This is a genomic window from Streptomyces sp. NBC_00464 (assembly GCF_036013915.1).
Lineage (GTDB): Bacteria > Actinomycetota > Actinomycetes > Streptomycetales > Streptomycetaceae > Streptomyces.
This window is the reverse complement of record NZ_CP107899.1, coordinates 5,676,994-5,697,628: the sequence shown is the minus strand read 5'-3', so window position 1 is coordinate 5,697,628 and position 20,635 is coordinate 5,676,994. Positions and strand designations below refer to the sequence as shown.

The window sequence follows — 20,635 nt, the reverse complement described above, 5'->3', positions numbered from 1 at the left end:
CGGGGCGCGGGCCCCGGGCCCCCGCCCTCAGCCGCTCGCGTTCTCGTCCGGGTCCTGACCCGGGCGGTCGTGCCACTTGGGGTCGGTCTCCCACTCCAGGTTCCGCTCCTGCGCGGTCTCCATCGCGTGCTGCGCCTCCTGGCGGGAGGTGTACGGGCCGAAGCGGTCCTTGGCCGGGCACTCGGGGCCCTCCTCGACCGATCTGTGCTCCAGGCAGTAGAACCACTCGCCCGGCTTGCCGACCGTGCGCTTCTTGAACAGGGCCATCGCGGGCTCCTTTCCTCGGTGCCATGCTGCCCCAGAGAGCCTGGTTAGACTCGCTGGCATGTCTGGTCAGTCGCTGCTTGTACCCGGGGAGCTCACTCCCGTCCGTTCCGTGCCCGGAAACATCAGGCGCCCCGAGTATGTGGGCAAGCCCGCCCCGACGCCGTACAGCGGCCCGGAGGTCCAGGACGCGGACACCGTCGAGCGCATGCGCATCGCGGGACGCATCGCCGCCCAGGCCATGGCCGAGGCCGCGAAGCACATCGCCCCGGGCGTCACCACGGACGAACTCGACCGGGTCGCCCATGAGTTCATGGTCGACCACGGCGCGTATCCGTCGACGCTGGGCTACCGGGGCTTCCCCAAGTCGCTCTGCACCTCGCTCAACGAGGTGATCTGCCACGGCATCCCCGACTCGACCGTGCTGCGTGACGGCGACATCGTGAACCTCGATGTGACCGCGTACATCAACGGGGTGCACGGCGACAACAACGCCACCTACCTCTGCGGCGACGTGGACGAGGAGTCGCGGCTGCTCGTGGAGCGCACCGAGGAGTCGCTGCGGCGGGCGATCAAGGCGGTGCGGCCGGGCCGCCAGGTCAATGTGATCGGCCGGGTCATCGAGTCGTACGCGAAGCGCTTCGGCTACGGGGTGGTGCGGGACTTCACGGGGCACGGGATCAACTCCTCGTTCCACTCCGGGCTGATCATTCCGCACTACGACAGCCCGCACGCCACCACCGTGATGCAGCCCGGGATGACGTTCACCATCGAGCCGATGCTGACGCTCGGATCCCACGACTACGACATGTGGGACGACGGCTGGACCGTGGTCACGAAGGACCGCAAGCGCACCGCGCAGTTCGAGCACACGCTGGTGGTGACGGAGACGGGCGCCGACATCCTGACGCTCCCGTAAGCCCCTCCACCCTCCCTGAACGGCCGCCCCTTTCCGGGGCGGCCGTTCTCGTTGCCTCCGGCCCTTTTTACCGACAAGCCGTCGGGAAGCAGTTGACTTAGGTATGCCTAAGTAGGAAGATCGACGCATCGGCAGGCGCCGGGCGAGCAGCCCCGGCGGGCCGGTGTTTCCGTCTCTTTCTGGACTTCCCGTCCCCCTCGGTCCCCGGAGGCCCGCCTTGGACGCAACCGTCACCGCCACGCCCTTCTCGACGCTGATCCGCACCGCGTCGCACGAGCAGCACACCGAGGCCGAGACCTCGACCTTCATGAGCGATCTCCTCGGCGGGCGCCTCGGCGTGGACGCGTACACGCGCTACACCGAGCAGCTGTGGTTCGTGTACCGGGCACTGGAGGAGGGGGCGCAGGCACTGGCCGACGACCCGGTCGCCGGGCCGTTCATCCAGCCCGAGCTGATGCGCACCGCCGAGCTGGAGCGGGATCTGGCGCATCTGCGGGGTGCGGACTGGCGCGATGACCTGGAGCCGCTCCCGGCCACGGCCGCGTACGCCGGCCGGGTGGCCGAGTGTGCCCGCACCTGGCCCGCGGGATACATCGCGCACCACTACACCCGCTACCTGGGCGACCTGTCGGGCGGGCAGATCATCCGCGACAAGGCGGAGAAGACGTGGGGCCTGGCGCACAAGGGTGACGGGGTGCGGTTCTACGTCTTCGAGGAGATATCCAACCCCGCCTCCTTCAAGCGGGGTTACCGCGAGCTGCTGGACGCGGTGGACGCGGACGATCTGGAGAAGCAGCGCATCGTGGACGAGTGCAAGCGCGCGTTCGCGCTGAACACCGCGGTGTTCCGGGAGCTGGGCGAGGTGTTCCCGCTCAGCGCGTAGGGCTTTGCGGCCGGCGGTGGGGTGCCCGGGCTCGGGTGCCCCGCCGCTTTGTCTTGTCCTCAATCGCCGGACGGGCTTGATTGTGCCGCCGCAGGCTTGGTTGCGCCGCCGCGGGCTTGAACGCGCCGCTACAGGCCTGCCTGCGCCAGCACGACCCGGCCGCCGATCTCCACCGTGCCGTCCGGTGCGGGTGCCGTGAGGATCTGGGAGCCGCGGCCCTGTCTGATGTTCAGGGCCCGGCCCAGCCGGTCGCTGAGCAGCAGCGCCGCCGCCCCGGTCGCCTCGTCCTCCGCGATCCCGTCGTCCCGCCGGGGGAACGCCCGCGCCCGCACCCGGCCCGCGGCCTCGTCCTCCCATGCCCAGGCGTAGAGCCAGCCCTCACCCGGCGGCGGGGCGGGCAGCGCGTCGACCTCGGCGTCCGAGGCGTACTGCTGAAGCGTGCGCGGCGGTGCCCACTCCGGGCGGGCGGAGATCCAGCTGAACTCCCCGTCCTGGCGGGCGAACACCTCCCCCACCCCGAGCTCCAGGACCTCCAGGTCGAGCAGCCACGCGGCGCCGACCACGGGATGCCCGGCGAACGGCAGCCGGAGACCCGGTGTGTAGATGTCCAGATGACCGCGCTCTGGGTCGTCCACGAACACGGTCTCGCTGAAGCCGAGCTTCCGGGCGAGCTCCTGCCGGGAGACCTCGTCGGGGTGGTCGCGTCCGTCGCGTACGACTCCGAGCGCGTTGCCGTGCCGGCCGTCGGGGCCGCAGAACACGCGCAGTACGTCGATTCCGGCGGGTACGTCGTAGTCATTCACGTGCGCATTCAAGCACCCGGCCCGGGCACCCGCCCCACGAGAGGGCCGGCACCCGGGCGGTGTGCCGGGGATCAGACGGTACGGCGACGGCGGGCCACGACGACCGCTCCCGCACCGGCGGCCACGATGACGCCCGAGGCGGCGAACAGGGCGCCGGCCGGGAGGTCGGAGCCGGTGGAGGCGAGGGCGCCCGAGCCGCCGACCGTGCCTGCGCCGCCCACGGTGCCGCCGATGGACGCACCGCCGGTGGTGGACGAGCCGGTGGTGGACGAGCCGCCCGTCGAGCCGCCGGTGGACGAGCCCTGGACCGACGGGAGTTCGGCGTCCTTGTCGAGGGCGACCGAGACGGTCAGCGCGTCGAGCTGGTCGCCCGCCTCGTACATCCCGCCGAAGGCCTTGGTGCCGTCGGCGGTGAGGGCCGCCGGTACGGCCGAGAGGGTCACCACACCGTCCTTGGCGGTGAGTCCGCCGGCGGGCAGCTTGAGGTCGGCCACGGCAAGGCCGGTGTAGGTGGCCGTCTTCTTCGTCTCACGGTCCTTGGTGGACACGTCGGCGATGAGCTTGCCCTTGGTGCCGTCCGCCTGGATCTCCAGGTTGGTCAGGGACAGGTCGAGGGTGTAGGCGCCGTTCTCCTCGTGGCCCAGGAAGCGGACCTTGCCGTCGAACGCGGCGCTCAGGGTCTGCTTCCCGGCGTCGAAGTGGCCGGTGGCGTCGGGGAAGCGGTAGCCGTTGCCGGACGCGGTGGCACCGGCGGTCGTCTCGACCTTGCCGTGGGCGATGGGGCCCGTGACGTACGAACGGAAGGAGGCCTTGACGCCCCAGTCCAGGGTGCCGTCGACGATCGCGCCCGGGTCGGCGGCCGGCTTGTCGGTGACCGTGGTGGTCGGGGACGGCTTCGGCGTCGCATCCGTCGGCTGCGTGGTGGGCTTCACGGGCTTCTCGGTCGGCCCGGCCGGGTCCGTCGGCTTCTCGGTGGGCTTCTCCGTCGGCTTCCCGGTCGGCTCGGCCGGGTCCGTCGGCTTCTCGGTCGGGGTTGCGACCGCCTTCACCGTGAGCGTGGCGGGGTCGAGCACCTCGCCCTCCTTGTACTGGCCATTGAAGGCCTCGGAGCCCGCCTTCGTCAGCTTGGCGGGGATGTCCTTGAAGACCATCGCCCCGCCGGCTCCCTGCCCCGGCCGGACGGCCGAGAGGTCGAGGTCGGCGACCGCCACATCGTTCGCGGTGCCGGCCGGGGTCGCCACGTCGGCGGTGATCGCGCCGCCCGTGCCGGCCGTGGAGAGCTTGACGTCCGAGAGGGTGATGTCCAGGACACCGCCGTGCGCCGAGAAGTTGACGCCGCCCTCGAAGGCCGTGTCGGTGCCGTGCGTGGTCATGTCGTACGAGCCCTTGCCGTTGACAAAGGTGAACACACCGTTGCCCTCGGCCTGCGTGGCACCGTCCTTGACGGTGACCTTTCCGGCGGCGCCGACGTACTTGCGGAAGGACTCCTTGAAGCCCCAGTCCAGCGTGCCGTCCTTGAGCTCCATGGCGGGGGCGGCCGCGGTGGCGCTCTGCGCGGACTGTTCGGCCGCGAGTGCCGGAAGGGCGAAGGCGGCGCCGAGCGCGGCCGCCGTGGCGACGGCTGCGGCAAGGGCTATGGGGCGGCGGGTGGCTGCCATGGTCGGGGTCTCCTCAGGAGTGAACAGCGATCAACGGGGGGGGTGGTGCGGGGGGTCAGGAGGGGGTGTCGTGCGTCGCCCGGTTGCGGCGTACGAGGAACAGCACGCCGGCCGCGGCCAGTACGCCGGCCCCGCCGAGGGCGAGGTACAGCCCGGTCCCGGAGCTCTCGTCGGCCACGGTGGCGGCGGCCGTGGCGGGCTTCGCGGCGGGCGGGTCGGACGGCTGCGCCGATTGCGTCGGCTCGCTGCCCAGGTCGGGGAGGGCGGGCAGCTTCGCGGCCGCCGTGACAGCCACGGCGAGCGAGACCGGGTCCATCGTGGTGCCCGCCCTGTACAGGGAGCCGAAGGCCTTGGCACCGTCGGCGGTCAGCTCGGCGGGGGCCTCCGTGAGGACCGCGAGGCCGTCCCTGGGGGCGAAGTCCTTTGCCGTGAAGGTGACCAGGGGGACGGCCCTGCGGGTGGTGTTCTCACTCAGGACGTCGGCGCGGAGCGTGCCCGTGCCCGACTTCAGGGTCACCGCGAACCGGGAGAGCTTCAGGTCGAGACCGCCCGCCCCGGTGAAGCGGACGCTGCCCACGAAGTCCGCCGCCAGGGTCTGCTTCTTCGGGTCGTACGTGCCCGTGCCCTGCGGGAAGCGGAAGAGTGCCCCGCCGTCCTGGGCCCCCCCGGCCAGGGTCCACTTCCCCTGGCCGATCGAGCCGGTGACGTACTCACGGAAGGTGCGGCGCACGCCCCAGTCGACGGCGGCGTCCTCGAAGCGGCCGGCCGTGGCCTTCGGCTTCGCGCTGCTCTTCGGCTTCTCGGGGGTCTTCGACGCGGCGGGCTCAGCGGCGGGGGCCGAGGTGTCCACGGAGAGGCTGACCGGGTCCAGGGGCGTACCGGCCGTGTAGTAGCCGGCGAAGGCCTTGGCGCCCTGTGAAGTGAGCGTCGCAGGGACGTTGTTGAGGGCGATGGGGGTGGAACCGCCCGTCATGTCGATCCCGGCGAGGCCGAGCGCGGCCAGCGGGACCTGGGCGGTGGAGGTGACGCGGCCGCTCCCCCGGTCCTTGCTGACCATGTCCGCGTACACCGTGCCGCCGCCGCCCTCGATCCGGACCGTGGGGCGGCTGATGGTGAGGTCGAGTTCATAGGAGCCGTCGGTCTTCTTGTGGCCGGTGAAGTGGACGCCGCCCGAGAAGCCGGCCCGGAACGCACCGCTCGCCGGATCGTAGGAACCGGTCGCGGAGTGGAAGCGGAACTGGCTGCCGCCGACCGTTGCCGCGCCGCCCGTCAGGCCCCAACTGCCCTGGGCGATCGGGCCCGTGACGTAGCTCTGGAAGGAGGACTTGATGCCCCAGTCCAGCCGTCCGCCCTGCACCGTGCGGGTCGCCGCATGCGCGGTGGTGGCCGGGAGCAACGCTGCCGGCAGTACCGCGAGAAGCGCGACGGCAAGCGCGCGGGCAGGTCTGAACGAGGACATGAGGGGCCCCTCCGGGATCTAGAAAGTCAGGTAAGGCTAACCTAAGATATGTACATCCTGTGCCGGTACCCCCTTCCGTCACATTCCCTCTCAATCCCTTACCAACTGCACGCCGCAGAACGACAGGACGGTGCCCCAGTGCGCTTCGACAAGGACTTCGCCCCGCCGGGCCGGGGCGCCGGGCAACCGCGGCGCAGACGCACCGGCGTTCTGACGGCCGCCCTCCTGGCGACGGCGCTGCTGCTGGCCGGATGCGGGGATACGGGGACTCCCGCGGCGAAGGCCGCGGGCGCCGGGGCCTCCACGGCTCCGGCGGCGGACCGGATCGAGCCGCTGGCCACGGCACCGGCACCGCAGTTGCCCGTCACCGTCACATCGGCGGACGGCGAGCGGACCACCATCACATCGGCGGACCGGATCGTGCCGCTGACCGGCAGCCTGAGCGAGATCGTCTTCACGCTCGGCCTCGGCAAGCAGGTCGTGGCCCGCGACATCACCGCCACCTTCGAACAGGCGGCGAAGCTCCCCGTGGTGACCCGGGCCCACGACGTGTCGGCGGAGAGCGTCCTGTCCCTGCGGCCCACCGTCGTCCTCGCCGACACCACGACAGGACCGGCCGAGGCCATCGGCCAGATCCGGGACGCCGGGATTCCGCTCGTGGTCGTCGAACCGGCCAAGGAACTCGCCGACGTGGGCCGCCGGATCGACACGGTGGCCGCCGCCCTCGGCGTACCGAAGTCCGGCGACGAGCTCGACAGGCGCACCCAGGACCGCATCGACGCCGTGCGGAAGTCCGTCCCCGCACCGGCCGACGGGGCGAAGAAGCCGCGGGTCGCCTTCCTCTATCTGCGCGGCTCCGCGTCCGTGTATCTGCTGGGCGGGCGGGAGTCCGGGGCGAGTTCGCTGCTGGAGGCGGCGGGCGCGGTCGACGCGGGCAAGGCGTCCGGACTGAAGAAGGACTTCACCGCCATCACCAGCGAGGCCCTGGCCAAGGCGGCCCCCGACGCGATCCTCGTGATGACGAAGGGGCTCGACTCGGTCGGCGGTGTCGACGGGCTGGTGAAGATTCCGGGCGTCGCCGAGACCCCGGCGGGCCTGGACCGCCGGATCCTCTCCGTCGACGACGGGGTGCTGCTGAACTACGGGCCGCGCACGGACCGGGTGCTGAGCGAACTGGTCGCCCAGCTCCACCCCGAGGCCGGTGCGGCCAAGTGACCACCGCACACGAAGCATCCGCCGGCCAGGCGGTCCCCCGCGCGCGCCGCTCCACGGCTGCCACCCTGACCGCCGGGCTGCTCGCCGCCCTGCTCCTGTGCTGCCTGCTGTCCGCCGGCCTCGGCGCGTACAGCATCCCGCTCGACGATGTCCTCGCCTCCGTCCAGCACCGGATCGGGCTCGGCGGTCACGCCCTGGACCGGATCGGCGAGAGCGTCCTGTGGAACGTACGGCTGCCGCGCGTCGTCCTCGCCCTGCTGGTCGGCGCGTCGCTCGGCTGCGCGGGGGCCCTGATGCAGGGCGTGTTCGGCAATCCGCTCGCCGAGCCGGGCGTCATCGGGATCTCCGCGGGGGCGGCGGTCGGCGCGGTCGCCTCGATCGCGCTCGGGCTGAGCTTCTTCGGCAACTGGACGATCACCGTCTGCGCGTTCGTCGCCGGTCTGCTGACCGTGCTGCTGGTGTACGCGCTGTCGCGGTCCGGCGGCCGTACGGAGGTGGTGACGCTGATCCTCACCGGCATCGCCGTCAACGCCTTCGCGGGCGCACTGATCGGCCTGTTCATCTTCTTCGCCGACAACGCGCAGATCACCCAGATCACCTTCTGGCAGCTCGGTTCGCTGGCCCAGGCCACCTGGCCGAAGGTGCTGGCCGTGCTGCCGTGCGCGGTGCTCGGGCTCGTCCTCGCGCCCTTCTACGCACGGAAGCTGGACCTGCTCGCGCTCGGCGAGCGGCCGGCCCGGCACCTCGGCGTCGACGTCGAGCGGCTGCGCATCGTGCTGGTGCTCGTCGTGGCGCTGCTGACCGCCGCCGCGGTGGCGGTCGCCGGGATCATCTCGTTCGTGGGGCTGCTGGTGCCGCATCTGCTGCGGATGGCGAACGGGCCGGGGCACCGCTTCCTCGTGCCCGGCAGCGCGCTCGGCGGTGCGCTGGTACTCGTCGCGGGCGACCTCGCGGCCCGTACCGTCGCCGACCCCGCCGAGCTGCCGCTCGGTGTGCTGACCGCGCTCTTCGGCAGCCCGTTCTTCTTCTGGCTGCTGCGCAGGACCCGTCGCAAGCAAGGTGGTTGGGCATGAGGACGCTGCGGAACCTCTTCGCGGTACGGGGCCGGCAGCTGCCCGCGCCCGTCTCGCCCGGCGATCCGGTCGCCGAGGCGCTCGGGCTGCGGGTACGCCTGGGCGGGCGGCAGGTGCTCGACTCCATCGACCTGACGGCGCACGCGGGCGAGGTGCTGGCGCTCGTCGGCCCGAACGGGGCGGGCAAGTCGACCCTGCTGGCCGCGCTGGCCGCCGACCTGCCCCCCGACGGCGGGGAGGTACGGATCGACGGGCGGCCGGTCACCGACTGGTCCGCACCCGAGCTGGCGCTGCGCCGGGCCGTGCTGCCGCAGTCCGCGGCGCTCTCCTTCCCGTTCCCTGTGGAGGACGTCGTACGGATGGGCCGGGCACCCTGGGCCGGGACGGACCGGGCCGACGAGGACGATCCCGCGGTCCGCGCGGCGATGGCGGCCACCGAGGTGACCGCGTTCGCGGCCCGCCCCTTCTCCGCGCTGTCCGGCGGCGAGCGGGCCCGGGTCGCACTGGCCCGGGTGCTGGCGCAGCGCGCCCCGCTGCTGCTGCTCGACGAGCCGACCGCCGCGCTCGACCTGCGCCATCAGGAACTGGTGCTGCGGATCTGCCGGGAGCGCGCCGCCGCCGGGGACGCGGTCGTCGTCGTCCTGCACGACCTGGGCCTCGCGGCCTCGTACGCGGACCGGGCCGCCGTGCTGCACGACGGTCGGATCGCGGTGGCCGGTCCGCCGGGCGAGGTGTTCACGAGTGCGTTGCTCAGCGGGGTCTACCGGCAGCCCGTCGAGGTGTTCCCGCATCCGCGGACCGGGGTGCCTCTCGTCGTCCCGGAAAGGGCCTCTTGACCATCGCTTGACCCGTTCGGGGCTCGCTCATGGGTCGGCTGTGATCCTTCCGTTCCTGTGAGTCCCCAGTGAGAGCTGAATCACTGCACGGGTGGGTATCGGTCAGGTAAGCCTCGGTTAAGTTAGGTCCGCCTCACCCACCTTTGTCCGATCCGTTTCTCCCTTCTCCTTCATCTCAAGTGGAGCCCGTATGCGAGCCGTTCGTTTCTCCGTCGTCACCGCTGCCGCCACCGTGGCCGCTCTGACCGCTGTCACGGGCTGCGCCGAGAAGAGCGACGGCAAGGGCGAGGGCGCCGTCCAGGTCGTCGCCAAGGACGACTCCTGCGAGGTCTCGAAGACGAAGCTGCCGGCCGGGCACATCGAGCTGGCCGTGCAGAACAAGGGTTCCAAGGTCACCGAGGTCTACGTCCTGTTCCCGGACGACCGCATCGTCGCCGAGCGCGAGAACATCGGCCCGGGTACCAAGGCCACCATCACCGCCGAGATCAAGGCCGGTTCGTACGAGATCGCCTGCAAGCCCGGCATGAAGGGCCACGGCATCCGGCAGAAGATCGAGGTGAGCGGCGGCAAGGTGGCCAAGCGCAGCCCCGAGATGGACAAGGCCGTCGCCGCCTACCGCACCTACGTCCAGGCGCAGGCCGACGAGACGCTGCCCAAGGTCAAGGTCTTCACGGACGCCGTCGCCGCCGGTGACATCGAGGCCGCGAAGAAGGCGTACGCCGACTCCCGTATCGGCTGGGAGCGCACCGAGCCGGTCGCCGAGTCCTTCGGCGACATCGACCCGAAGGTCGACGTCCGCGAGGACGGCCTGGAGGACGGCCAGAAGTGGACCGGCTGGCACCGCCTGGAGAAGGCGCTGTGGCAGGACAAGAAGCTGGGCGCCGAGGAGAAGGCGCTCGCGCCCACCCTCTACAAGGACCTCCTCGACTGGCAGAAGCGGGTCGGCACGGCGGAGATCACCCCGACCTCGATGGCCAACGGCGCCAAGGAGCTCCTCGACGAGGTCGCCACCGGCAAGGTCACCGGTGAGGAGGAGCGCTACAGCCACACCGACCTGGTCGACTTCAAGGCCAACGTCGAGGGCGCGGAGAAGTCCTACGAGCTGCTGAAGCCGATCGCCACGAAGAACGACGCGGCGCTGACCTCCTCCCTGGACAAGCAGTTCGCTGCGTTGAACACGCTGCTGGACAAGTACCGCACGGACAAGAACTCCTACGTGTTCACGTCGTACGAGAAGGTCGGCAAGGCGGACCGCAAGGAGCTGTCGGACGCGGTCAACGCGCTGGCCGAGCCCCTCTCGCGGCTCGCCGCCGCGGTGACGAAGTAACCGGCCGGAAAGAGGTTCCGGGCATGTCCGAGCAGAATCGGCAGACATCCGACGACGAGACCCCGGCGGGCGCCCCGTCGCGGCGGGCGCTGCTCGGCTGGGGCGGCGCCGGGCTCGCGCTCGGCGCGGTGGCGGCCGGCGGCGCGGTGGCCGCGGTGGGCTCCGGGGACACCCCCGTGACGGCCGCGGACAGCGGCGCGGCTGTGCCGTTCCACGGTGCGCACCAGGCCGGTATCGCCACGGCCGTCCAGGACCGGCTGCACTTCGCGGCGTTCGACGTGACGACGAAGGACCGGGCGGAACTGGTCGCGCTGCTCAAGGAGTGGACCCGGGCGGCCGAGCGGATGACGGCCGGCCACGCGGTCGGCGACGGCGCCTACGGGGGCCTGGCCGAGGCGCCGCCGGACGACACGGGCGAGGCCCTGGGGCTCAAGCCGTCGCGGCTGACGCTGACGATCGGCTTCGGCCCCTCGCTGTTCGCCAAGGGGCGGTTCGGCCTGGAGGACAGGCGCCCCGACGCGCTCGTCGAGCTGCCGAAGTTCCCGGGCGACAACCTCGACAAGGCCCGCAGCGGCGGCGACCTGTGCGTCCAGGCCTGTGCGGACGACCCGCAGGTCGCGGTGCACGCCATCCGCAACCTCGCCAGGATCGGCATGGGCCGCACCGCGATCCGCTGGTCCCAGCTGGGCTTCGGCAAGACGTCCTCGACGACGCCCGACGCCCAGACCCCGCGCAACATGATGGGCTTCAAGGACGGCACCCGGAACATCTCCGGCACCGACACCGCCGCCCTCGACCAGCACGTGTGGGTCGGCGAGAAGGACAAGGGCGGCTGGATGACCGGGGGTTCCTACCTGGTGGCCCGGCGCATCCGGATGCACATCGAGACCTGGGACCGGACCGGGCTGCAGGAGCAGGAGGACGTATTCGGCCGCGACAAGGGCGAGGGCGCCCCGGTCGGCAGGGCCAAGGAGCGCGACGAGCCGTTCCTGAAGGCCATGCTGCCGAGCGCGCACGTACGGCTCGCGCACCCCGACACCAATGACGGGGCGACGATCCTGCGGCGCGGCTACTCCTTCACCGACGGCACCGACGGCCTGGGCCGGCTCGACGCCGGGCTGTTCTTCCTCGCCTACCAGCGCGACACCCGCACGGCGTTCGTACCGCTGCAGCGGCGCCTGGCGGCACACGACGCACTCAACGAGTACATCCAGCACGTGGGTTCGGCGCACTTCGCCGTCCCGCCGGGCGTCCGCGACAAGGACGACTGGTGGGGCCGGGCGCTGTTCTCGTAACGGGACTCGAAGCGGAAAGGGAACCGAAACGTGTTCAGCAACTTCCTGATCGGCCTGCGCGAGGGCCTTGAGGCCAGCCTGGTCGTCTGCATTCTCATCGCGTACCTGGTGAAGACCGGCAACCGGCACAAGCTGCTGCCGATCTGGATCGGTGTCGCCATCGCGATCGTCGTCAGTCTGGCCTTCGGCGCCGGTCTCGAATTCGGTTCGCAGGAGATGACGTTCAAGGCTCAGGAGGCGCTGGGCGGTTCGCTGTCCATCCTCTCGGTCGGCCTGGTGACCTGGATGGTCTTCTGGATGCGCCGCACCGCACGGCATCTCAAGGCGGAGCTGCACGGCAAGCTCGACGCGGCGCTCGCGATGGGCACCGGCGCCCTGGTCGCCACGGCGCTGCTCGCGGTGGGCCGTGAGGGCCTGGAGACCTCGCTGTTCGTGTGGCGTGCGGTGCACGCGGCGGACGACGGCTGGCATCCGATGATCGGCGCGGTGCTGGGCATCGCCACGGCCGTCGTGCTGGGCTGGCTGTTCTACCGGGGCGCGCTGAAGATCAACCTGGCGAAGTTCTTCACCTGGACGGGCGGCATGCTGGTGGTCGTCGCGGCGGGTGTGCTCGCGTACGGCGTCCACGACTTGCAGGAGGCCGAGTTCCTCGGCGGTCTGCAGAACCGGGCGTTCGACATCAGCGCCACGATTCCGCCGGACAGCTGGTACGGCACCCTGCTGAAGGGGACGTTCAACTTCCAGCCCGATCCGACCGTTCTCCAGATCACGGTGTGGGCGCTGTATCTGATCCCCACCCTCGCGCTGTTCCTCTCCCCGGTAGGGTTCGGACGGTCAGAGGGCCCCGCAGCGGGTGCGACGGATCAGAAGGCGCGGAAAGCAACGGATGAGAAGCCTGAGGCCGGTTCGGCTGGCGACGGGGCTCGCGGCAGCGACGGTGCTGACCATGACGGCGAGCGGGTGCGTGACGGTGCACGGCGAGCTGGAAGTCGTCCCGGCGGCGACGCGGTCTGAGGCCGCGTCGGCCCTGGAGGACTTCACCACCGCGTACAACGCGGCGGACAAGGCCTACGACCCCGCGCTGGACGCGGACCGGGTCACCGGCCCGCTCGGCGCGATCAACCAGGCGGGTCTGCGGGCCCGGCAGAAGAACAACCCGAACGGCAACGCGAACCACCGGCCGCTGGAACTGACCGACGCGAACTACGTCATCCCGAAGAAGGCCGGCTGGCCGCGCTGGTTCCTCGCGGACACGGACTCCAACCGCGACCAGGACAGCGGGAAGCTGGACACCCGCTGGCTGTTCGTCTTCGTCAAGTCCGGCCCCGACGCGGAGTGGAAGGCCGCCTATCTGTCGGTCGCCACCCCGTCCCAGCTCCCGGACTTCGCGAAGGACGGCGAGGGTCGCGCCGTGCCGGTGGCCGGGGACAACACGGAACTGGCAGTGGCTCCCAAGGACTTGGGCGCGCAGTACACGGGGTACCTGCAAAAGGGCACGCCGGATGTGTTCGCTCCCGGATCGTCCACCTCGGTATGGCGCAACACCCGCCTGAACACCCGACGGGCCGGCTTCTCGTACCAGTACATCGACCAGCCGCTGAACAGCGGGGCGTTCGGGCCGCTCGGCCTGGAGACCGCGGACGGCGGCGCGCTGGTCTTCTTCAGCAGCAAGCACTTCGAGCAGCAGACCGCGGCGAAGGGGCTGCGCCCGGTGGTCTCCCAGGACGTCGCGGCGCTGCTGACCGGTGAGGTGCAGAGCACGCTCACGAAGGAGCGGATCTCCAGCCAGCTGGTGTACGTCCCGAAGAAGGGCGCCGGGTCGGGCAAGGTGATCATGCTGAACCGCGTACCGGGGCTGACGGCGGCGAAGGGGTCCTAGGCGGATCCCGTACCGGGGCCGGCAACGGCGAAGGGAGCCTGAGCGGATCCCGTACCGGGGCCGACAGCGGCGAAGGGGTCCTGGGCGGACCCCTCTGCCTCACTCCCGCCCCGGCTACCGGCTCAGCGGCCAGGCCACCGACTCATGGTCGACGTCGCTCTGCTCCGCGGAGCCCACGAACCGCGCACACGCGTCCGTCAGGGTCTCCAGCAAGGTCAGCGGGTCGGGCAGCGGGTTCTCCGGCCCCCGCACCCAGCGCACGTCCAGCTCACCCGGGAGCATCGCCGGCGGCAGCAGCACATAGCTGCCTCGGCAGTGCCACCGCAGTCCGGGGTGCTCGTCCATCGTCTCGGGGTGGCAGTCCAGCTCGCACGGCCACCACTCGTCCTCGTCCTCCGGCGTACCGCGCGTCGCCGTGAAGAAGAGCATCCGGTCGTCGCCGGACCTGGCCACCGGGCCCACCTCGATACCGGCGGCAAGCAGCCGTTCCAGCGCCTGTGTGCCCGCCGACAGCGGGACGTCGAGAACGTCGTGGATCATGCCGGTCGCCGTGATGAAGTTGGCCTGCGGCTGACTCTGGGCCCAGCGCTCGATCTGTGCGCGGTCGGTCGTGGACTGCGTCTGCCAGGCGAAGGAGATCGGGTGCCTGGCGGGGGTGGGACAACCGACACGTTCGCACGAACATCGGTAGCCGACCGGGTGGGCGGCGGGCGCGATCGGCATCCCGGCCTCGGCGACAGCCAGGAGCAGCGCCTCCCGCGCGGTGCCGTCGACATCGCTCTGCTGCGGTTTGGGCCGTCGGCGCAGCCAGTGGGAAAACCTGTTCTCTGAGCCGCGACCGCGGCTGAAATCGGCGCCCATCTATCCCCTTACCTCAAGCGTTGCCCCTGCCCATGGTCCCACCATCCTGCGCTTCGGGTGGCCAGAGTCCTGAAGCGGGGTACGGCAGCCGATGCCCGGCGATGACCGCTAGCACACCTATTGTCATGAAATGGCAGATGAATTTCCGGTGATCGGAGCCCCTGGAAGGGGGTGGCCACGGCTCGTGCACGGGACGAGACGGTCACACGTCACACGTCTGTACGGAACCACCCGATCGGTCCACTGCGCCCACGGCCCGGACGGCGCACCATGAACTCACGCACACACCCGTGCGACGCACCGGCCGCAGCGGCCACCAATGCCGCAGCGACGATTCGTGAGGAGCCCCAGTTGCCTCGTGAAGCCACACCCCGCCGCTACCTGATGTGCGCCCCGACGCATTTCAAGGTGACGTACTCCATCAATCCCTGGATGGACCCCACCAAACCCGTCGACCTCCCGCTGGCACAGACCCAGTGGGAGGACCTGCTGGGCCGCTACCGCGCCCTCGGCCACACGGTCGAGCTCCTCGTACCCCGCCCCGACCTGCCGGACATGGTCTTCGCCGCCAACGGGGCCACCGTCATCGACGGCCGGGTGCTGGGGGCGCGCTTCGCGTACGAGGAACGGTTCCCGGAGGCGGCCGCCCACCGCGACTGGTTCCGCGGCCACGGTTTCACCGAGATCCATGAGCCGGTCCACGTCAACGAGGGGGAGGGCGACTTCGCGGTGACCTCGTCGTACGTCCTGGCGGGGCGCGGCTTCCGGTCCAGTCCGCTCTCGCACGACGAGGCGCAGGAGTTCTTCGGGCGGCCGGTGATCGGCCTCGATCTGGTCGATCCGCGCTACTACCACCTGGACACGGCGCTGAGCGTCCTGGACGACGCGGCCGACGAGATCATGTACTACCCGGCTGCCTTCTCGCCGGGCAGCCGGGCGGTGCTGGCCCGGCTCTTCCCGGACGCGCTGATCGCGCGCGAGGCGGACGCGGCGGCGTTCGGCCTGAACGCGGTGAGCGACGGCCTCCACGTCCTGCTGCCGCAGGCCGCCACGGGCCTGTTCGACCCGCTGCGCGACCGCGGCTTCGAACCGGTGCCGATGGATCTCGGTGAGCTGCTCAAGGGCGGCGGCAGCGTGAAGTGCTGCACCCAGGAGCTGCGCGGCTAGCCGGCCGGGCGGATCAGGGGCCGGACGGCCCCTGGTCCGTGTCCTGCGGGGGCGGCCAGGCGTCGCCCCAGTCGATGTCCCGGGCGGCGCGGTAGAGCGCGCCGTGCCGCTTGGTGACCGTGGCCCTTTGCAGCGCCTCGTCCCGGGTGCAGAGCTCCAGGAGCACCTGGCCCTTGCGGATCTGCGGCCGGCGCGTGATCCGCGCCTCCACGGGCCCGGGGGCGAAGCGGGTGGCGACGACGTAGCTGAACTTCTCGTCCTCGTACGGCAGCGATCCGCCCTTCACCTTCCGGTGCAGCGAGGAGCGGCTGACCCGGGCCGAGAAGTGGCACCAGTCCGTGCCCGGCTGGATGGGGCAGGCATCGCTGTGCGGGCAGGGCGCGGCGACGGTCAGTCCGGCGGCGATGAGCCGGTCGCGGGCCTCGATGATGCGGGCGTAGCCGTCGGGGGTGCCGGGCTCGACGACCACGACGGCCTGCGCCGCGCGGGCCGCGGTGTCGACGAGGGCGGTGCGGGCCTCGGGGGTGAGTTCGCCCAGCACATAGGAGACGGTCACCAGGTCGGTGGCGTCGAGGTCGAGGTCCTTGCCGATCCGGGCCCGCTGCCACTCGGCGGCGCGCAGCCCCGGGAGGCCGGAGGCCCCGGCCAGTTCGCGGCCCAGCGCGAGGGCGGGCTCGGCCCAGTCCAGGACGGTGGTCCGCGGCCCCTCCCAGGCCCCGGCGACCGCCCAGCTCGCCGCTCCGGTGCCGCCGCCGACGTCGGTGTGCGTGGCCGGCACCCAGTCGGGCGCGGCATCGCGCAGGGCGTCGACGGCGGACCGTACCGCCTCGAAGGTCGCGGGCATCCGGTACGCGGCGTACGCGGCGACGTCCGAGCGGTCGCGGAGCAGCGGGGTGTCGGTGGGAGTGGTCCCCCGGTAGTTGGCGATGAGCCGGTCGACGGCCTGGGTGGCCTGCTTGGGCGGCAGCCCGTCGAGGAGTCCGGCCAGGGCCGCACGCAGGGCTTCCGCGGTGGGGAGGGTGACGTTCACCGACGAATTGTAGGCGGACGCGGACGGGCCCGGACTCCGCACGGAATCGAAACGGAATGACTACCGGACCGAACTGTAAACGCATACACGCCAGTTGCTACGCTGACCGCCGCTAGGTCGTGTCGTGCCCATCGGGGGGACCATGAGACTGAAGTTTCGGCGCCTGACTCCGGTCAGCGGTGGGAGCACGAGGCAGCGGGTCGTGCGCCTGGCTCTGGTCGGCGGGCTGGTGGTGCTGGTTCTGCTGCTCCTGCTGTCCGCCGGCGGTGGTGACAGCGGCAACAAGAAGAACGACGCCAAGCCGAAGAAGCCGGTGAAGCAGAGCGCGGGCCCGGCGACGCAGCTGACCGTGCCGTCCGCGTACACGACCCGGCGCGGCTGGGAGCTCATCGGCACCTCTCCCGACTACGCGCTCTCCCGGACGACCGGGCGGCTCGCCTATCTGGTGCGGACGGCCGAGGGTGAGTACCAGCTGCGGACCATCGACCCGGAGACCGGGCGGGCCGGCTGGAGCGGGGACGCCTGGCGCCCGCCGGCCGCGATGCACTTCCCGAAGCTGCTGACCGTGGCGACGGACGACCAGGAGTACTACGTGACCTGGGCGTACGGAAAGGTCGGCGAGGACGCTCCGGCGCCGGCCGACCGGATCGTCTCCCTCGATGTGTACACCGTGGAGGACGGCAGCCGGCAGCGTATCGAGGTGCCGTGGACCTCGGTGCCGAGCATCAGCGTCACCGGTCCCGGCATCGTGATCGGCGACGGCCGGGCCACGAGCGTGGTGGTGGACCCGGCGACCGGCAGGATCACGAAGGTGCCTCCAAAAGCGCTGAAGTATCCGAAGGACTGCGCGTCCTGCAAGCAGCTCACCGAGGTGCGCGGGCTGACGTCGAAGGGACTGCTGGTCAGCGGGGCGCGGGAGTTCTGGGTCCAGGGCGGCTGGTTCAGCCGGAACGTGGCGCCCAAGGGCGCCGACAAGCGGAGCGGTGTGCCGACGTCCGTGGCCCCGGGCGTGGTGCTGGCCAGGTGGCAGTTCGCGAAGGGCGCGAAGCTCGCCAAGAGCCACGAGCTGTGGACGGTGCACGACACGAAGACGGGCAAGGCGCTGGTCTCCGTGCAGTGCCACAAACCGGCGATCGCGCCGGGGCAGTACCCGCAGGCGGTCGTCTCGTCGTCGGGTGACTATCTGGTGGCCGGGAACCTCGCGTTCGATCTGGCGGCCGGCAAGGGCTACTGCTTCGAGGACACCGAGGGGTCGAAGACCCTCGTGCTGGCGTCCGTGACCGACGGCGGAACGGCGTACGGGGCGACGAACGTGCGCAACGCGGCCGATGTGCTGGCCGGTGGCGGCTTCCCGGTCGAGGCGGACGTCTCCTCGGGGGCGACGGACACGCTGTCGCCGATCGTGCGGGTGCCGGGCGCGGAGTCCGCGGAGGGGGTCGGGCTGTTCCGCTGGACCGACGACAAGGACCGGCTGCACCTGATCGGCTACCCGCAGGCGGACTGACGCCCACGGGCAGCCCGACGCCCCTTCCGCAGCCTCAGGACCGCGCGGCCTGATGCTGCCAGGGCCGGCACAGCCCCAGGAAGCACGCCATCGCGCCCACCGCGCACACCAGCTGCACGACGGCCATCGGCACGGCCGTGGCCTCCCCGGCGATCCCGACGAGCGGCGAGGCGACGGCGCCGATCAGGAACTGGGAGGTGCCGAGCAGCGCCGAGGCGGAACCGGCGGCGTGCTTGGTGCGCATCAGCGCCTGTGTGTTGGTGTTCGGCATCGCCAGGCCCATCGCCGACATCAGCACGAACAGGCCGGTCGCCACCGGTACGAGGCCGACGTCCCCGAAGACCCCGGACGTCATGAGCAGCAGCGCCGTCGCGGCCAGCACGATGACCGCGAGGCCGAAGCCGAGCGCCTTGTCGAGGCTGACCCGGCCGACGAGGATCTTGCCGTTGATCTGGCCCACGGCGATCAGCCCGACCGAGTTGATGCCGAAGAGCAGGCTGAAGGTCTGCGGCGAGGCACCGTAGATCTCCTGCACGACGAACGGCGAGGCGCTCACGTAGGCGAAGAGCGCGGCGAAGGCGAGACTGCCCGCGATCATGTAACCGCTGAAGACACGGTCGGCGAGCAGCCCGCGCATGGTGCGCAGCGCGTCCGCGATGCCGCCGGTGTGGCGCTCAGCGGGCGGCAGGGTCTCGTGCAGCCACTTCCAGACGACGAGGGTGAGCAGGATGCCGACGACGGTGAGGACGGCGAAGATGCCCCGCCAGTCGGTGAGCCGCAGGACCTGTCCGCCGATGACGGGGGCGATGACCGGGGCGACGCCGGAGATGAGCATCAGGGTAGAGAAGAACCTGGCCATCTCCACGCCGTCGTACATGTCGCGCACGACGGCCCGGGCGATGACGATGCCGGCCGCGCCCGCGAGGCCCTGGATCAAGCGGAAGCCGATGAGGAGTTCGGCGGTCGGGGCGAAGACGCAGATCGCGGTGGCGAGTACGTAGACGATCATCCCGAGAAGCAGCGGGCGGCGCCTGCCCCAGCGGTCGCTCATCGGGCCGACGACGACCTGGCCGAGCGCCATGCCGGTCAGGCAGGCGGTCAGGGTGAGCTGGACCGTCGCGGCGGGTGCGTGCAGCGCGTCGGTGACGGCGGGGAGCGCCGGGAGGTACATGTCCATGGACAGCGGCGGCAGCGCGGTCAGTCCGCCGAGGACCAGGGTGACGAGGAGTCCGGTGCGCCGGGCGGTGGCGGCGGGGCCGGGGGGAAGGGGGGCGGGCCTGCCGGGAAGTCCGGTTCCGGCCCCGGTGTCGGGCGTGGGTATCTGCTGGGCTCGGCTGACGCCGCTCTCCGGCATTCTCATCTCCATAGTTGTTGAATCCGCCTCTATGCTCTCAGCTCAGCCGGAATGGTCGACACCTTTGTGGGAGCGTGCATGAGCAGGACTGTCCGTTGGGGCGTGCTGGCGACAGGTGGGATCGCGGCGACTTTCACCGCCGACCTGCAGGCGATGCCCGATGCGGAGGTGGTGGCCGTGGCCTCCCGTACGGATGCCTCGGCGAAGGCGTTCGCGGAGCGGTTCGGGATACCGCGGGCGTACGGGAACTGGGCCGCGCTCGTCGCCGACGAGGACGTCGACGTGGTGTACGTGGCCACGCCGCACTCCGCGCACCGGGAGGCGACGGCCCTCGCCCTGGAGGCCGGAAAGCACGTGCTGTGCGAGAAGGCGTTCACGATCAACGAGCGCGAGGCCCGGGAGCTGGTGAAGCTCGCCCGGGACCGCGGCCTCTTCCTGATGGAGGCGATGTGGACGTACTGCAACCCGGTCATCCGGCGGATGACGGAGCTGGTGCGGGACGGGGCGATCGGCGAGATCCGCACCGTGCAGGCCGACTTCGGCTTCGCGGGTGACTTCGGCGCCGAGCACCGGCTGCGCGATCCCGCGCTGGGCGGCGGGGCGCTGCTGGACCTGGGGGTCTATCCGGTGTCGTTCGCGCATCTGCTGCTGGGCGAGCCGGACCGGGTGCAGGCCGATGCGCTGCTGTCGCCGGAGGGCGTCGACCTGAACACCGGCATGCTGCTGAGCTGGGACTCGGGGGCCAACGCGCTGCTGTCCTGCTCGCTCGTCGGACATCACCCGACGGCCGCCACGGTCATCGGGACGGCCGGCCGGATGGACTTCCCGGAGGGCTTCTTCTTCCCGAAGCGCTTCGTGCTCCACCGGGACGGCAAGGAGGCGGAGGAGATCACCTCCGGTCCGGGGCCGCAGGGCCTGACGGGGATGCAGTTCGAGGCGGCCGAGGTGATGCGGGCGGTCCGGGCGGGCGAGACGGAGTCCCCGCTGGTGCCGCTGGACGGTTCGCTCGCGGTGATGCGGACGCTCGACGCGGTACGTGAGCGCATCGGCGTCCGCTACCCCGTGGACGGCGTGGTGCCGGTGTCGTAGTGGGGACCCCGCCCCTCTG

General features: G+C 71.3%; 19 protein-coding genes. 12 read left to right on the top strand and 7 right to left on the bottom strand.

Translation table 11 applies throughout. The annotated features are described in order from the left end of the window. Positions 1-27: 27 nt before the first annotated feature. On the bottom strand, positions 28-267 hold the full coding sequence (locus OG912_RS25650) for a hypothetical protein (protein WP_327711439.1): 240 nt from the start codon (positions 265-267) through the stop codon (positions 28-30). Between the two features lie 58 nt (positions 268-325). Between OG912_RS25650 and map the strand changes: the two genes are divergently transcribed. Both map and OG912_RS25640 read left to right on the top strand, forming a co-directional pair. Beyond that, positions 326-1,183 (top strand): type I methionyl aminopeptidase, encoded by an 858-nt coding sequence (gene map, locus OG912_RS25645; RefSeq protein WP_327711438.1) that lies wholly within the window; start codon positions 326-328, stop codon positions 1,181-1,183. Between the two features lie 217 nt (positions 1,184-1,400). Then, a complete protein-coding gene (locus tag OG912_RS25640; RefSeq protein ID WP_327711437.1) occupies positions 1,401-2,066 on the top strand; it encodes a biliverdin-producing heme oxygenase in 666 nt (221 codons plus the stop codon). 128 nt (positions 2,067-2,194) lie between these two features. On the opposite strand, the gene OG912_RS25635 is transcribed toward OG912_RS25640, so the two are convergent. From OG912_RS25635 to OG912_RS25625, 3 genes are all read right to left on the bottom strand, one after another. Further along, positions 2,195-2,869 (bottom strand): PhzF family phenazine biosynthesis protein, encoded by a 675-nt coding sequence (locus tag OG912_RS25635; RefSeq protein WP_327711436.1) that lies wholly within the window; start codon positions 2,867-2,869, stop codon positions 2,195-2,197. 71 nt (positions 2,870-2,940) lie between these two features. Further along, entirely contained in the window at positions 2,941-4,527 is a 1,587-nt protein-coding gene (locus OG912_RS25630) for an HtaA domain-containing protein (protein WP_327711435.1), read from the bottom strand. A 55-nt stretch (positions 4,528-4,582) separates the two neighbouring features. Continuing rightward, positions 4,583-5,986, bottom strand: a complete 1,404-nt coding sequence (locus tag OG912_RS25625; protein WP_327711434.1) for an HtaA domain-containing protein — start codon at positions 5,984-5,986, stop codon at positions 4,583-4,585. Between the two features lie 138 nt (positions 5,987-6,124). Between OG912_RS25625 and OG912_RS25620 the strand changes: the two genes are divergently transcribed. The 7 genes from OG912_RS25620 to OG912_RS25590 all read left to right on the top strand — a co-directional run bounded on the left by OG912_RS25620 (position 6,125) and on the right by OG912_RS25590 (position 13,611). Further along, positions 6,125-7,201, top strand: a complete 1,077-nt coding sequence (locus OG912_RS25620) for a heme/hemin ABC transporter substrate-binding protein (RefSeq protein WP_327711433.1) — start codon at positions 6,125-6,127, stop codon at positions 7,199-7,201. After that, on the top strand, positions 7,198-8,274 hold the full coding sequence (locus tag OG912_RS25615; RefSeq protein WP_327711432.1) for a FecCD family ABC transporter permease: 1,077 nt from the start codon (positions 7,198-7,200) through the stop codon (positions 8,272-8,274). Before OG912_RS25620 ends, OG912_RS25615 begins: the two co-directional genes overlap by 4 nt. After that, a complete protein-coding gene (locus OG912_RS25610) occupies positions 8,271-9,110 on the top strand; it encodes a heme ABC transporter ATP-binding protein (RefSeq protein ID WP_327711431.1) in 840 nt (279 codons plus the stop codon). The genes OG912_RS25615 and OG912_RS25610 overlap by 4 nt, the downstream gene beginning before the upstream one ends. A gap of 190 nt (positions 9,111-9,300) precedes the next feature. Next, on the top strand, positions 9,301-10,437 hold the full coding sequence (gene efeO / locus OG912_RS25605; protein WP_326735868.1) for an iron uptake system protein EfeO: 1,137 nt from the start codon (positions 9,301-9,303) through the stop codon (positions 10,435-10,437). A gap of 23 nt (positions 10,438-10,460) precedes the next feature. Beyond that, on the top strand, positions 10,461-11,732 hold the full coding sequence (gene efeB, locus OG912_RS25600; protein ID WP_327711430.1) for an iron uptake transporter deferrochelatase/peroxidase subunit: 1,272 nt from the start codon (positions 10,461-10,463) through the stop codon (positions 11,730-11,732). Positions 11,733-11,762: 30 nt separating this feature from the next. After that, entirely contained in the window at positions 11,763-12,746 is a 984-nt protein-coding gene (efeU, locus tag OG912_RS25595) for an iron uptake transporter permease EfeU (RefSeq protein WP_326735870.1), read from the top strand. Beyond that, positions 12,679-13,611: a hypothetical protein gene (locus tag OG912_RS25590; RefSeq protein ID WP_327711429.1), complete on the top strand. Its 933-nt coding sequence runs from the start codon at positions 12,679-12,681 to the stop codon at positions 13,609-13,611. Before efeU ends, OG912_RS25590 begins: the two co-directional genes overlap by 68 nt. A gap of 114 nt (positions 13,612-13,725) precedes the next feature. Here the strand turns inward: OG912_RS25590 and OG912_RS25585 are convergent, their stop codons facing one another. Next, positions 13,726-14,472 (bottom strand): bifunctional DNA primase/polymerase, encoded by a 747-nt coding sequence (locus OG912_RS25585; protein WP_327711428.1) that lies wholly within the window; start codon positions 14,470-14,472, stop codon positions 13,726-13,728. Between the two features lie 270 nt (positions 14,473-14,742). Here OG912_RS25585 and ddaH point away from each other — a divergent pair, with 270 nt between their 5' ends. Continuing rightward, positions 14,743-15,639: a dimethylargininase gene (gene ddaH / locus OG912_RS25580; RefSeq protein ID WP_443061020.1), complete on the top strand. Its 897-nt coding sequence runs from the start codon at positions 14,743-14,745 to the stop codon at positions 15,637-15,639. 13 nt (positions 15,640-15,652) lie between these two features. Here the strand turns inward: ddaH and OG912_RS25575 are convergent, their stop codons facing one another. Further along, positions 15,653-16,669: a small ribosomal subunit Rsm22 family protein gene (locus tag OG912_RS25575; RefSeq protein ID WP_327711426.1), complete on the bottom strand. Its 1,017-nt coding sequence runs from the start codon at positions 16,667-16,669 to the stop codon at positions 15,653-15,655. A gap of 202 nt (positions 16,670-16,871) precedes the next feature. On the opposite strand from OG912_RS25575, the gene OG912_RS25570 reads away from it, so the two are divergent. Next, positions 16,872-18,173, top strand: a complete 1,302-nt coding sequence (locus tag OG912_RS25570; protein WP_327711425.1) for a hypothetical protein — start codon at positions 16,872-16,874, stop codon at positions 18,171-18,173. 34 nt (positions 18,174-18,207) lie between these two features. Here the strand turns inward: OG912_RS25570 and OG912_RS25565 are convergent, their stop codons facing one another. Beyond that, the gene (locus tag OG912_RS25565) at positions 18,208-19,527 is read right to left on the bottom strand and encodes a multidrug effflux MFS transporter (RefSeq protein ID WP_327711424.1); all 1,320 of its coding nucleotides are present in this window, start codon (positions 19,525-19,527) and stop codon (positions 18,208-18,210) included. Between the two features lie 78 nt (positions 19,528-19,605). Here OG912_RS25565 and OG912_RS25560 point away from each other — a divergent pair, with 78 nt between their 5' ends. Then, positions 19,606-20,616: a Gfo/Idh/MocA family protein gene (locus tag OG912_RS25560; protein ID WP_327711423.1), complete on the top strand. Its 1,011-nt coding sequence runs from the start codon at positions 19,606-19,608 to the stop codon at positions 20,614-20,616. The last annotated feature ends 19 nt before the right edge of the window (positions 20,617-20,635 follow it).